This window comes from Rhodanobacter sp. FW102-FHT14D06 (assembly GCF_043950705.1).
In the GTDB taxonomy this organism is placed as follows: domain Bacteria; phylum Pseudomonadota; class Gammaproteobacteria; order Xanthomonadales; family Rhodanobacteraceae; genus Rhodanobacter.
Genome location: NZ_CP170722.1, coordinates 1547406 through 1561192 on the forward strand (window position 1 = coordinate 1547406; position 13787 = coordinate 1561192).

General features: G+C 69.3%; 6 protein-coding genes. 5 read left to right on the top strand and 1 reads right to left on the bottom strand.

Annotated elements, in window-relative coordinates; genetic code table 11:
• Window positions 1-172: 172 nt before the first annotated feature.
• Entirely contained in the window at window positions 173-2113 is a 1941-nt protein-coding gene (gene acs / locus ACFCQI_RS07135) for an acetate--CoA ligase (protein WP_395120750.1), read from the top strand.
• 98 nt (window positions 2114-2211) lie between these two features.
• The gene (locus ACFCQI_RS07140; RefSeq protein WP_395120751.1) at window positions 2212-2883 is read left to right on the top strand and encodes a response regulator; all 672 of its coding nucleotides are present in this window, start codon (window positions 2212-2214) and stop codon (window positions 2881-2883) included.
• Between the two features lie 258 nt (window positions 2884-3141).
• Here the strand turns inward: ACFCQI_RS07140 and ACFCQI_RS07145 are convergent, their stop codons facing one another.
• Window positions 3142-6624 (bottom strand): NahK/ErcS family hybrid sensor histidine kinase/response regulator, encoded by a 3483-nt coding sequence (locus ACFCQI_RS07145; RefSeq protein WP_395120752.1) that lies wholly within the window; start codon window positions 6622-6624, stop codon window positions 3142-3144.
• Between the two features lie 261 nt (window positions 6625-6885).
• On the opposite strand from ACFCQI_RS07145, the gene ACFCQI_RS07150 reads away from it, so the two are divergent.
• From ACFCQI_RS07150 to ACFCQI_RS07160, 3 genes are read left to right on the top strand one after another with little or no spacing between them, the layout of a single operon-like run.
• The gene (locus tag ACFCQI_RS07150; RefSeq protein ID WP_395120753.1) at window positions 6886-11571 is read left to right on the top strand and encodes a glutamate synthase-related protein; all 4686 of its coding nucleotides are present in this window, start codon (window positions 6886-6888) and stop codon (window positions 11569-11571) included.
• Window positions 11572-11593: 22 nt separating this feature from the next.
• Window positions 11594-13051: a glutamate synthase subunit beta gene (locus tag ACFCQI_RS07155; RefSeq protein WP_395120754.1), complete on the top strand. Its 1458-nt coding sequence runs from the start codon at window positions 11594-11596 to the stop codon at window positions 13049-13051.
• A 56-nt stretch (window positions 13052-13107) separates the two neighbouring features.
• Window positions 13108-13755: a 4'-phosphopantetheinyl transferase superfamily protein gene (locus ACFCQI_RS07160; RefSeq protein ID WP_395120755.1), complete on the top strand. Its 648-nt coding sequence runs from the start codon at window positions 13108-13110 to the stop codon at window positions 13753-13755.
• Window positions 13756-13787 lie beyond the last annotated feature (32 nt).

Consider the following 13787-nt stretch of genomic DNA (forward strand, 5'->3'; position numbering starts at 1 on the left):
AGCGCGCGCGACTATTCGCCATTGGTCGAAGTTCGACCAAAGTCGAGCCGGCGGCGCGCCACCACCTCCGCGACGATCGGGCTACACTCGAATTCCGCACGTCGCCGGGCGTCGATGCCCGCCGCGACACCTCGCCTCGTCCATCGCGGCACTCGCCAGCAGGAGCCCAGCCATGTCCAAGGTCTATCCGGTCGATCCCTCGTTTGCCGCCGCTGCGCGCCTGCGCCACGACGATTACGAACGCCTCTACGCCGAGTCGGTGAGCGACCCGGAAGGCTTCTGGGCTCGCGTCGGGCAGCGCCTGGACTGGACCAGGCCGCCGACCAAGATCAAGAACGTCTCGTTCGACAAGAACGACCTGCACATCCGCTGGTACGAGGATGGCGAACTGAACGTGTCGGCCAACTGCCTCGACCGCCAGCTGGCCAAGCGCGGCGACAAGGTGGCGATCATCTTCGAGGGCGACGATCCGGCCAACTCGCGCAAGATCACCTACCGCGAGCTGCACGCCGAGGTATGCAAGTTCGCCAACACGCTGAAGCACCTGGGCGTGGTCAAGGGCGACCGCGTGGCGATCTACCTGCCGATGATCCCCGAGGCGGCGGTGGCGATGCTGGCCTGCGCGCGCCTGGGCGCGATCCACTCGGTGGTATTCGGCGGCTTCTCGCCCGACTCGCTGGCCGGGCGCATCGTCGACTCGCAGGCCAAGGTGGTGATCACCGCCGACGAGGGCCTGCGCGCTGGCAAGCACATTCCGCTCAAGGTCAACGTGGATGCGGCGCTGGAGCGCCCCGGCACCAACAGCGTGGAGACGGTGATCGTGGTGCGCCACACCGGCGGCGCGGTGCACATGCAGTCGCCGCGCGACCGCTACTGGCACACGCTGATGGACGGCCAATCCGCCGATTGCCCGCCGACCCCGGTCGAGGCCGAACACCCGCTGTTCGTGCTGTACACCTCCGGTTCCACCGGCAAGCCCAAGGGCGTGCAGCACTCGACCGGCGGCTACCTGGTGTTCATCAGCTACACCCACGAGCAGGTGTTCGACCTGCGCGAGGACGACGTCTACTGGTGCACCGCCGACGTCGGCTGGGTCACCGGCCACAGCTACGTGGTGTACGGCCCGCTGTGCAACGGCGCCACCACGGTGATGTTCGAAGGCGTGCCGAACTACCCCGACCACAGCCGTTTCTGGCAGGTGATCGACAAGCACCAGGTCAGCATCTTCTACACCGCGCCCACCGCGATCCGCGCGCTGATGCGCGAGGGCGAGGGCCCGGTAAAGAAGTGCTCGCGCAAGTCGCTGCGCCTGCTCGGCTCGGTGGGCGAGCCGATCAACCCGGAAGCGTGGGAGTGGTACTACCGCGTGGTGGGCGAGGAGCGCTGCCCGATCGTCGACACGTGGTGGCAGACCGAGACCGGCGGCATCATGATCTCGCCGCTGCCCGGCGCGATCGCCACCAAGCCCGGCTCGGCCACGCTGCCGTTCTTCGGCGTGAAGCCGGCCATCGTCGACGCCGAAGGCACCGTGCAGGAAGGCGTGGCCGAGGGCAATCTGCTGATCACCGACTCCTGGCCGGGCCAGGTGCGCACCATCTACGGCGACCACCAGCGTTTCATCGAGACCTATTTCAGCGCCTATCCGGGCAACTATTTTTCCGGCGACGGCGCGCGCCGCGACGAGGATGGCTATTACTGGATCACCGGCCGCGTCGACGACGTGATCAACGTGTCCGGCCACCGCCTCGGCACCGCCGAGGTGGAGAGCGCACTGGTGGCGCACCCGAAGGTGGCCGAGGCCGCCGTGGTCGGTTGCCCGCACGACATCAAGGGCCAGGGCATCTATGCCTACGTCTCGCTGGTGGCCGGCGAAACCGGCAGCGACGAGCTGCGCAAGGAACTGGTGGCCTGGGTGCGCAAGGAGATCGGCCCGATCGCCACGCCCGACTACCTGCAATGGGCCAGCAACCTGCCCAAGACCCGCTCGGGCAAGATCATGCGCCGCATCCTGCGCAAGATCGGCGAGAACAAGCCCGACCAGCTCGGCGACATCACCACCCTGGCCGATCCCGGCGTGGTGCAGAAGCTGGTCGACGAGCGGTTGATCAAGTAAACAGAAGTGAGTGAAGAGGAGTGAGAAGTGAGTAAATGCCAGGAACAAGCTTTACGCTTTCTCTCGTTTCTCGCTCCTCACCACTCACTCCTCGCCCCATGCCCGACATCCTGATCGCCGACGACCACCCGCTGTTCCGCGATGCGCTGCAGCGCGCCGTGTTGACCGCCGTGCCGCAGGCGCGCGTGCACAGCGCCGACAGCGTGCACGCGCTGCTCGGCCTGATCGAACAGTTCCCGGACGCCGAACTGCTGCTGCTCGACCTGCACATGCCCGGCGCGCGCGGCTACTCCGCGCTGGCGCACATCCGCGGCCAGCACCCGGGCCTGCCGACGATCGTGGTATCCGGCCACGAGGAAGCGCAGGTGGCGCGCCGCGCACTGGCGCATGGCGCGCTGGCCTACATTCCCAAATCCAGTTCCGGCGAGGAGATCGTGGCCGCCGTGCGCGCGGTGCTCGATGGCGATACCTGGCTGCCGTCGCGCCTGCTCGGCGCCGCCGGCGAACTGGAATCCGGCGAAGCGGCGGCTGCCGCGCAACTGGCCGCGCTGACCCCGCAGCAGTTCCGCGTGATGACGATGATCGCCGAAGGCCTGCTCAACAAGCAGATCGCCTGGGAACTGGGCGTCTCCGAAGCCACCGTGAAGGCGCACATGACCGCGATCATGCGCAAGCTCGGCGTCAACAACCGCACCCAGGTCGCGCTGATCGCCAGCCAGCTGGCCATTGAGCCCGGCGCGATGCAGCCGTTGCCGGCTGACGACGACTGAAGTTCGGGATTCGGGATTCGGGCAAGGGATTCCAGCTTCGGGAAGCTGGCGGGCGCTGCCCGCCCCACCCTCACCGTTCACCCCGAGCGTAGCCGCGCAGCGGCGGAGTCGAAGGGCGCGTCCGGTGCAAAGCTTCGACTTCGCGCCTGCAGCGCTACGCTCAGCCCGAACGGTCTCGAGAGAACCGCCCGCCGGCCTTTCGCCCCGTTCGAGGTCCAGGGCTCAGGATTCGCGAGTGCACCTCCGTGCGCAGCCGGCTCACGTCGCGCCCTTGCCATCCTGCTTGCGCACCAACGCCGTCAGCAGCGCCCGCAACGCCGCCGGGCGCACCGGCTTGTGCAGCAGCGGATAGCCCAGCGTGCGGGCGCGCTGTTTCAGCTCGCTGCTGCCGTCGGCGGTGATCATGGCCACCGGCGGCAGTTCGCCCACGGCGGCGCGCAGTTGCTGCAGGGCCTGCACGCCGTCGAGGCCGTCGGCGAGGTGGTAGTCGGCCAGGATCAGGTCCACCGGGCCGCGGGCCAGCACGTCGACCGCCTGCGCCACGTCGGCGGCGACGCGGCAATCGACGCCCCAGCGACCGAGCAGCGCACGCATGCCGTCGAGGATGGCCACGTCGTTGTCCAGGCACAGCACGGTCAGCGGCAACTGCTGGTCGCTGCCCACGTGCTGCACGCGCCGGTGCCGCTGCGGCACCGCAGCGCTGCGCGGGACGCTCACCGCGAAACAGCTGCCGTGGCCGACCCGCGAATGCAGATCGAGGCGATGACCGAGGATGCCGGCCAGCCGATCGCAGATCGACAGGCCAAGACCCAGCCCCTTCTCGCCCCACGGCGAGGGCTGCTCCAGCCGCTGGAACTCATCGAAGATGCGCGTACGCTGCTCCGCCGCGATGCCGGGGCCGGAATCCCACACCTCGATGCGCACCGTGTCCGTACCCACCCGCCGCGCACCGAGCAGCACGCTGCCGGTGCTGGTGTAGCGCAGCGCATTGGAGAGGAAGTTCTGCACGATCCGGCGCAGCAGCTGCGGATCGCTGCGCACCGCCAGCCGCGTCGGCATCGCGCGCAGGTGCAAGCCGCGCTGGCGGGCGACCAGGGCGAACTGCGCCTGCAGCGAGTCGAACAGTTCGGCCAGTGCGAACGCGCCGACGTCGGGACGGTAGCTGCCCGCGTCCAGCCGCGAAACATCGAGCAATGCATCAAGCAGGTCCTCGGCGGCGCGGAACGAGGCGTCGATGCGTTCGGCCAGGCCGCTGGCCTCGGCGTCCAGTCCGGGATGCTGGCGCAGGGCCGAGGTGAACAATCGGGCGGCGTTCAGCGGCTGCAGCAGGTCGTGGCTGGCGGCAGCGAGGAAGCGGGTCTTGGAGATGTTGGCAGTCTCCGCCGCGCGGCGCGCCTGCGCGGTGGCCAGCAAGGCGTCGGACAGCTCCGCGGTGCGTTGCCCGACACGCTGCTCCAGCGTCTCGTTCGCCTCGATCAGCGCCTGTTCGGCGTGCTTGTAGGCAGTGACGTCCGTATAGGTGGTGACGTAGCCGCCGCCGGGCAACGCGCGGCCGCGCATCTCGATCACGGTGCCGTCCGGGCGCACGCGCTGGAACAGGTGCGAGGATCCGGCGCGCATGTGCTCGATGCGTTTGGCCACATGGCCGTTCACTTCGCCGGGGCCGCATTCGCCCAGTTCTGCGTTCCAGCGGATCAGCTCGGCTACCGGCACACCGACGTGGACCATGCCGTCGGGATAATCGAACAACTCCAGATAACGCCGGTTCCACGCCACCAGGCGCATCTGCGCGTCGACCACGCTGATCCCCTGCGAAACGTTCTCCAGCGTGGTGGACAGCAGTTCGCGATTGAAGCGCAGCTCCTGCGCGGCCTCGTCCAGCAGGGCCATCGACTCGGCCACGTCCAGGCCGCTGCCGGACAGCGCGCTGATCAGGATGCGCCGTGCGTTGGCCGCGCCCACGGCGGAGGCCAGCAGGCGTTCGGTGTACTGGATCAGCGCGCGATCGGCCGCTTCGCCCGGCAGGAGAGGCTTGCCGCGGCGCTGGCCGTATTCGTCGAAGGCGCGCGCACTGGCGCGCTCGCCCACGATGCGTTCGGCGATGGTGCGCAGGTCGGCCACCGCCACGCGGCCGCGCCAGTCGCCGCTGCCGCCGCCGCTGGCCGGGTCGGCCTCCATGAACATCGCCGCGTGCAGGCGTTCCTCCAGGCTGGGGCGCAGGCGCAGCGAGACGAACACCAGGCAGCCGACGTTGGCCAGCAACGACCAGAACGTGCCGTGCATCACCGGATCCCAGCCGCTCAGGTGGAACAGCGCCTGCGGGCGCAGCCAGTCCCAGCCGAACAGGCCGTGCTGCAGCCACGCCTCGGAGCGGATCAGTGCCGGCAACAGCAACGTGTACAGCCATACCGCGAAACCCGCGACCAGGCCCACCATCACGCCGCGGCGGCTGGCGCCGCGCCAGTACAACGCCGCAATCAGCGCCGGCGCGAACTGCGCCACTGCCGCGAACGCCAGCAGGCCGGTGGCGGCGAGATTTTCCGCGTTCGCGGCGACGCGGTAATAGGCGTACGCCATCAGCGCCAGGCCGATGATCGCCACCCGCCGCACGCCCAGCACCCATTGCGACAGGTCGCTGCTCTGTTCCAGCCGCAACGCGCGGATGCGCAACAGCGCCGGCATCACCAGGTCATTGCTGATCATCGTCGACAGCGCCACCGCCGCCACGATCACCATGCCGGTAGCCGCCGAAAAGCCGCCGATGAAAGCCAGCAGCGCCATGCCGCGGTCGCCGAGCGCCAGCGGCAGGGTCAGCACCCAGGCATCGGCCGCGCCGCCGCGCACCTGCGGCATGTGCGCGCCCGCCGCGACGATCGGCAGCACCGCCGCGCTGATCACGGCCAGGTACAGCGGCACCAGCCAGCGCGCGCGGGTGAGGTCGCCGGTGTCCTCGCATTCGACCATGCCGATCTGGAATTGCCGCGGCAGGCAGAACATCGCGCAGAACGCCAGCATGGTCTGCGCCACGAAACCGGGCGAGGGATCGATCTCCAGCTGATCCAGCGGCAGGCGCAGGGTGCTGGCCAGGCCGGGGCCGTGCCACAGCGCGTAGCCGGCCAGGGCCACGAAGGCCAGCAGCTTGATCAGCGACTCCAGCGCGATCGCCAGCATCAGGCCATGATGGTGTTCGGTGGCGTCGATGCTGCGCGTGCCGAACAGGATCGCGAACGCTGCCAGCAGCACCGCGCACCACAGCGCGCTGTCCACGCCGCCGGCCTTGACCGCACCGAACGCCGCGCCGCCGAGCACGCCGTAGGACATCGCCACCGCCTTGAACTGCAGCGCGATGTACGGCACCACGGCCACCACCGCGATCACCGCCACCAGCGCCGCCAGGCCGTGCGACTTGCCGAAGCGCGCGCCGATGAAGTCGGCGATCGAGGTGATGTTGCGCTGCCTCACCGTCTGCACCAGCCGGCGCAGCAGACCGAAGCCGAACACGAACAGCAGGATCGGGCCGAGGTAGATCGGCAGGTAGGCCAGGCCGTCGCGCGCCGCCGTGCCGACCGCACCGTAGAACGTCCACGACGAGCAGTAGACCGCCAGCGCCAGGCTGTAGACGATCGGACGCAGGCGCGGCTGGCGCGGGTACAGCGGCCGACGATCGCCCGCCCAGGCCACCACGAACAGCAGCCCCACGTAGAGCAGCGACACCAGCAGCAGCAGCCAACCCTGGATCAATCGAGCGCCTCCCCGAGCAAGCGCCGTACCGACCGGTGCGGCCGGGCCACGCTAGCAGAGCCACCGGCCGAAAACGAGAACCGCCCGGCTGCCACCGGGGTTCCCCGCACGGGCAGCCGGGCGACGGTCCGCCGTCCGGCATGGCCAGTCCGCTCCGGCGATCCATTCCAAACGGCCATATAGACGGCTATTTGATTTTGCTTGCGTATTTTTGCTGCATCGCACTATAGTCGGGACACCCCCTTGTTCCTGGAACCGACCATGGATCAGCCGCGCGCGCAGGGTTTGTACGATCCACGGCATGAGCACGACGCCTGTGGCGTGGGTTTCGTGGCGCACATCAAGGGGCGCAAGAGTCACCAGATCATCGCGCAGGGCCTGTCGATCCTGCGCAACCTGGATCACCGCGGCGCGGTGGGCGCCGACCCGCTGATGGGCGACGGCGCCGGCATCCTGATCCAGCTGCCCGACCAGCTCTATCGCGAGGAGATGGCCCGCCAGGACGTGGCGCTGCCACCGCCGGGCGAGTACGGCGTGGGCATGATCTTCCTGCCCAAGGAGCACGCCTCGCGGCGCGCCTGCGAGCAGGAGCTGGAACGCACCGTGCGGGCCGAGGGACAGCGCGTGCTGGGCTGGCGCGACGTGCCGGTCGACCACGCGATGCCGATGTCCGAGGCGGTCAGGGCCAGCGAGCCGGTGATCCGCCAGCTGTTCATCGGCCGCGGCCCGGACGTGATGGTCCCCGACGCGCTGGAGCGCAAGCTCTACGTGATCCGCAAGACCGCCAGCCACGCTATCCGCGCGCTGAAGCTCAAGCACGGGCGCGAGTACTTCGTGCCCTCGATGTCCACCCGCACCGTGGTCTACAAGGGCCTGCTGCTGGCCGGCCAGGTCGGCACCTACTATCCCGACCTCGCCGACCCGCGCGCGGTGTCGGCGCTGGCGATGGTGCACCAGCGCTTTTCCACCAACACGTTTCCGGCATGGGAGCTGGCCCACCCGTACCGCATGGTCGCGCACAACGGCGAGATCAACACGGTCAAGGGCAACGTCAACTGGCTGAATGCGCGCACCGGCGCGATCTCCTCGCCGGTGCTCGGCGAGGACCTGGCCAAACTGTGGCCGCTGATCTACCCGGGCCAGTCCGACACCGCCTCGTTCGACAACTGCCTCGAACTGCTGACCATGGCCGGCTACCCGCTGGCGCACGCGATGATGATGATGATTCCCGAGGCATGGGAGCGTCACACGCTGATGGACGACAACCGCCGCGCGTTCTACGAATACCACGCGGCCATGATGGAACCGTGGGACGGCCCGGCCGCGATCGCCTTCACCGACGGCCGCCAGGTCGGCGCCACGCTGGACCGCAACGGCCTGCGCCCGGCGCGCTACCTCATCACCGACGACGACCTGGTGATCCTCGCCTCCGAGGCCGGCGTGCTCGCCGTGCCTGAGCCGCGCATCGTGAAGAAGTGGCGGCTACAGCCAGGCCGCATGCTGCTGATCGACATGGAAGCGGGGCGCATCATCGACGACAAGGAGGTGAAGGACCAGCTGGCCAATGCGCGGCCGTACAAGCAGTGGATCGAGCACATCCGCATCCGCCTGGACGACCTGCCGGTCGGCCACGTCGAGCCGCCCGCGGGCGAGCAGCTGGTGCAACGCCAGCGCATGTTCGGCTACACGCTGGAAGACCTCAAATTCCAGCTGCTGCCGATGGCGCACGACGGCCAGGAGGCGATCGGCTCGATGGGCAACGACGCGGCGCTGGCGGTGCTGTCGGAGCAGAACAAGTCGCTGTACCAGTACTTCCGCCAGCTGTTCGCCCAGGTCACCAACCCGGCGATCGACCCGATTCGTGAGCAGCTGGTGATGTCGCTGGTTTCCTTCATCGGCCCGAAACCGAACCTGCTGGACATCAACAACGTCAATCCGCCGCTGCGACTGGAGGTGGCCCAGCCGATCCTCGACGTCGCCGACATGGCGAAGATCCGCAAGATCGGCCGCTACTCCAAGGGCAAGTTCCGCAGCTTCGAGCTGGACATCACCTACCCGGCGGCGTGGGGCAAGCAGGGCATCGAGGCGCGGCTGGCCTCGCTGTGCGCGCAGGCGATCGACGCGATCGGCCAGGGCCACAACATCCTGATCGTGTCGGATCGCCACGCGGGCCGCGAGCGGGTGGCGATCCCGGCGCTGCTGGCCACCTCGGCGGTCCACCAGCACCTGGTCGGCCGCGGCCTGCGCACCAGCACCGGCCTGGTGGTGGAGACCGGCTCGGCGCGCGAAGTGCACCACTTCGCCCTGCTCGCCGGCTACGGCGCCGAGGCGATCCACCCGTACCTGGCGATGGAGACGCTGGCCCGCCATGCGGCCGACAGCGGCGCGATCGCCGCGGAGCAGGCGATCGCGCACTACATCAAGGCGATCGGCAAGGGGCTGCAGAAGGTGCTGTCCAAGATGGGCATCTCCACCTACATGTCCTACACCGGCGCGCAGATTTTCGAAGCGGTGGGGCTGAACAGCGAACTGGTGGAAACGTACTTCAGCGGCACCGCCAGCACGATCGAGGGCATCGGCCTGTTCGAGCTGGCCGCCGAGGCGCTGCGCCAGCACGAGGCGGCGTGGGCCCACGACGCAGGTCAGGCACTCGATGGCGGCGGCGAATACGCCTGGCGAGCCGATGGCGAAGCCCATCTGTGGACGCCCGATTCCATCGCCAAGCTGCAGCACGCCACCCGCGCCAACAGTGCGACGACCTATGCGGAATATGCGCGGCTGATTAACGACCAGACGCGCCGCCAGCTGACCTTGCGCGGGCTGTTCGAATTCCGCATCGATCCGACGGCCGCGATCGCGCTGGACGAGGTGGAGCCGGCGGCGGAGATCGTCAAGCGCTTCGCCACCGGCGCGATGTCGCTGGGTTCGATTTCCACCGAGGCGCACGCCACGCTGGCGGTGGCGATGAACCGCATCGGCGGCAAGTCCAACACCGGCGAAGGCGGCGAAGACGAGGCGCGCTACCGCGACGAGGCGCGCGGCATCGCCATCGGCGAGGGCGCAACGCTGGGCAGCATCCTCGGCGCCGATCGCATCGAGAGCGACCTCGCCCTCGAACCCGGCGATTCACTGCGCTCGCGCATCAAGCAGGTGGCCTCGGGCCGCTTCGGCGTCACCGCGGCGTACCTGGTCTCGGCCGACCAGATCCAGATCAAGATCTCGCAAGGCGCCAAGCCGGGCGAGGGTGGCCAATTGCCGGGCCACAAGGTGTCCGACTACATCGCGCAACTTCGCTTCTCGGTGCCCGGCGTGGGCCTGATCTCGCCGCCGCCGCACCACGACATCTACTCGATCGAGGATCTGGCCCAGCTGATCCACGACCTCAAGAGCTGCAACCCGCAGGCGTCGATCTCGGTGAAGCTGGTGTCCGAAGTCGGCGTGGGCACGGTCGCGGCGGGCGTGGCCAAGTGCAAGGCCGACCACGTGGTGATCGCCGGCCACGACGGTGGCACCGGCGCCTCGCCGTGGTCGTCCATCAAGCACGCCGGCACGCCGTGGGAACTGGGCCTGGCCGAGACCCAGCAGACGCTGGTGCTGAACCGACTGCGCGGGCGCATCCGGGTGCAGGCGGACGGCCAGATGAAGACCGGCCGCGACGTGGTGGTCGCCGCCCTGCTCGGCGCCGACGAGTTCGGTTTCGCCACCGCGCCACTGGTGGTGGAAGGCTGCATCATGATGCGCAAATGCCACCTCAACACCTGCCCGGTCGGCGTGGCCACGCAGGATCCGGTGCTGCGGCGCAAGTTCGCCGGCAAGCCCGAGCACGTGGTGAACTTCTTCTTCTTCGTGGCGGAGGAAGCGCGCGCGATCATGGCGCAGCTCGGCATTCGCCGCTTCGACGAACTGGTCGGGCGCGCCGACCTGCTGGACGTGCGCCGGGGCATCGCGCACTGGAAGGCGCGCGGGCTCGACTTCAGCCGCGTGTTCCACCGCCCGGCGGTGCCTGCCGACGTGGCTTGGCGCCATGTCGACGAGCAGGACCACGGCCTCGCGCGCGCGCTCGACCACGCGCTGATCGACAAGGCGCGCGCCGCGCTGGAGCAGGGCGAGCGCTGCAGCTTCATCGTGGCGATCCGCAATACGGATCGTTCGGTCGGCGCGATGCTGTCAGGCGCGCTGGCGCGGCGGCACGGCCACGCCGGCCTGCCGGACGACAGCATCCACGTGCAGCTCGATGGCGTGGCCGGGCAGAGTTTCGGCGCGTTCCTGGCGCGCGGCATCACCTTCGACCTGGTCGGCGAGGCGAACGACTACGTGGGCAAGGGGCTCTCCGGCGGCCGCATCATCGTGCGTTCGCCCAACGATTTCCACGGCTTCGGTCCCGAACACATCATCGCCGGCAACACGGTGCTGTACGGCGCCACCGGCGGCGAGGCGTTCTTCAACGGCGTCGCCGGCGAGCGCTTCGCCGTGCGCAACTCCGGTGCCACCGCGGTGGTGGAAGGCGTCGGCGACCACGGCTGCGAATACATGACCGGCGGCACCGTGGTGGTGCTGGGCGAAACCGGGCGCAACTTCGCCGCCGGCATGTCCGGTGGCGTGGCCTATCTGTACGACCCGGACGTGCAGTTCCAGGCGCGCTGCAATCTCGCGATGGTGGCGCTCGAGCCGCTGCTCTCCACGGTCGAGCAGGAACTGCGCGTGCCGCGCGAACTCTGGCACGCGCCGGTGCGCGGAGCCCCCGGCGAGACTGACGAGGCGATCCTGCGGCGTCTGCTGGAAAGCCATTTCCGCGCCACCGGCAGCTTCCGCGCCAAGGCGATCCTGCACGACTGGATCAACGCGCGCACGCACTTCGTCAAGGTGATGCCGCACGAATACCGGCGCGCACTGGGCGAAGCCGGTCGGGCGGCGACGGCGCCCGGCACACGAGCCATCACGGCCTGAGCGGCCCGGGGAGACAACGATCATGGGCAAGATCACCGGCTTTCTAGACTACCCGCGCGTGCCGGAACCCGGCGAGGCGCCCAATCTGCGCAAGCGCCACTGGCGCGAGTTCACCCCGCAGCTGGACGACGCCGGCGCGGCGATCCAGGCCGCGCGCTGCATGGATTGCGGCATCCCGTTCTGCCACCAGGGCTGCCCGGTCAACAACGTGATCCCGGACTTCAACGACCTGGTCTATCGGCAGGACTGGCAGCGCGCGATCGAGGTGCTGCATTCGACCAACAACTTCCCCGAGTTCACCGGCCGCATCTGCCCGGCCCCGTGCGAGGCGGCGTGCACGCTGAACATCAACAGCGATGCGGTGGGCATCAAGTCGATCGAGCACAAGATCATCGACAAGGCATGGGAGGAAGGCTGGGTGCGCCCGCAGCCACCCGCGCGGCGCACGGGCTGGAGCGTGGCCGTGGTAGGTTCCGGCCCGGCCGGCCTGGCCGCGGCACAGCAGCTCGCGCGTGCGGGCCACGCGGTCACCGTGTTCGAGAAGAGCGACCGCTTCGGCGGGCTCCTGCGCTACGGCATCCCCGATTTCAAGTTGCAGAAGGAGCATATCGACCGCCGCCTCGATCAGATGCGCGTCGAGGGCGTGCAGTTTCGCCCTGGCGTGTATGTCGGCAACGCCGCCGACGCGAAGGACGGGCAGCTCGCGCTGACGCCGGCGCAGTTGCAGCAGGACTTCGACGCGGTGGTGCTGGCCGGCGGCGCCGAGACCCCGCGCGACCTGCCGCTGCCCGGGCGCGAACTGGACGGCGTGCACTTCGCGATGGACTTCCTGCCGCTGCAGAACCGCGTACTGGCCGGCGACGCGCTGGCGTCGCAGATCCTTGCCACCGACAAGCAGGTGGTGGTGATCGGCGGCGGCGACACCGGCTCGGACTGCGTGGGCACCTCCAACCGCCAGGGCGCCGCGGCGATCACCCAGTTCGAACTGCTGCCGCAGCCGCCGGCGCAGGAGAACAAGCCGCTGACCTGGCCGTACTGGCCGATTCGGCTGCGCACCTCCAGTTCGCACGAGGAGGGTTGCCGGCGCGACTGGGCGGTAGCCACCAAACGTTTCAACGACGACGGCAAGGGCCGCGTGCGCAGCCTGACCGCGGTGCGGCTGCAATGGCACGAGGGCCGCATGAGCGAGGTGCCGGACAGCGAGTTCGAGATCGAGGCGGACCTGGTCCTGCTGGCGATGGGTTTCGTGTCGCCTGCGCAAGCCGTGCTCGATGCCTTCGGCGTGGACAAGGACGCGCGCGGCAATGCGGCGGCGAAGGTCGACGGCGGCGCCGCCTACCGCACCAGCGTCGACAAGGTGTTCGCCGCCGGCGACATGCGCCGTGGCCAGTCGCTGGTGGTGTGGGCGATCCGGGAAGGCCGCCAGTGCGCGCAGGCGGTGGACGAGTTCCTGATGGGCACGTCGCGCCTGCCGCGTTGACACAAGCGCCATCGCGTCGCTTGTACCGCGACGCGACGGGCCGCACCATGAGCGGGATGACCGACACGCTCCCGCCCCTTCCCGCAGCCGCTGCCGCGCAACTGGACGACCAGACGGTGCACGTCTGGCATCTGGGCAACCGCCGCGCACCCGGTCGTCTGCCGTTGTTGCGGATACTGGCCGCATATCTCGGCGTCGACGCCGACGAGCTGCAGCTCACGCAGGACGCGCATGGACGGCCGCGGCTCGATCCGCGCCACGGCGCGGCACTGGATTTCAACTGGTCGCACAGCGGTGACCATGCGCTGGTGGCGATCGCCCGTGGCATCGCGCCGGGCGTCGACGTCGAGCGCCGGCGAGCCCGGCCGCGTGCGCTGGCGCTGGCCCGGCGCTTCTTCGACGCGGCAGAGGCGGCGGCGCTGGCGGCGTTGCCCGTGGACGCGCGCGATGACGCTTTCCTGACACTGTGGACGGCCAAGGAAGCGCTGCTCAAGGCGCATGGACGCGGCATCGGCTACGGACTGCAGCGGCTGCGCGTGGCGGCGCCGCCGCAACCATTGCAGCTGCTGCGCTTCGACGGCGAAGATGTCGGCGCCTGGCAACTGCAGCGGCTCGACCTCGCGCCGGAACTGGTCGCCGCGCTGGCCTGGCGCGGGTCGCCGCGCAAGGTGCGCGCGGCGACACTGCTTGCCGACATCGAATGATCGGCGCACTGTCACCCGTCGGCATGGCGTGC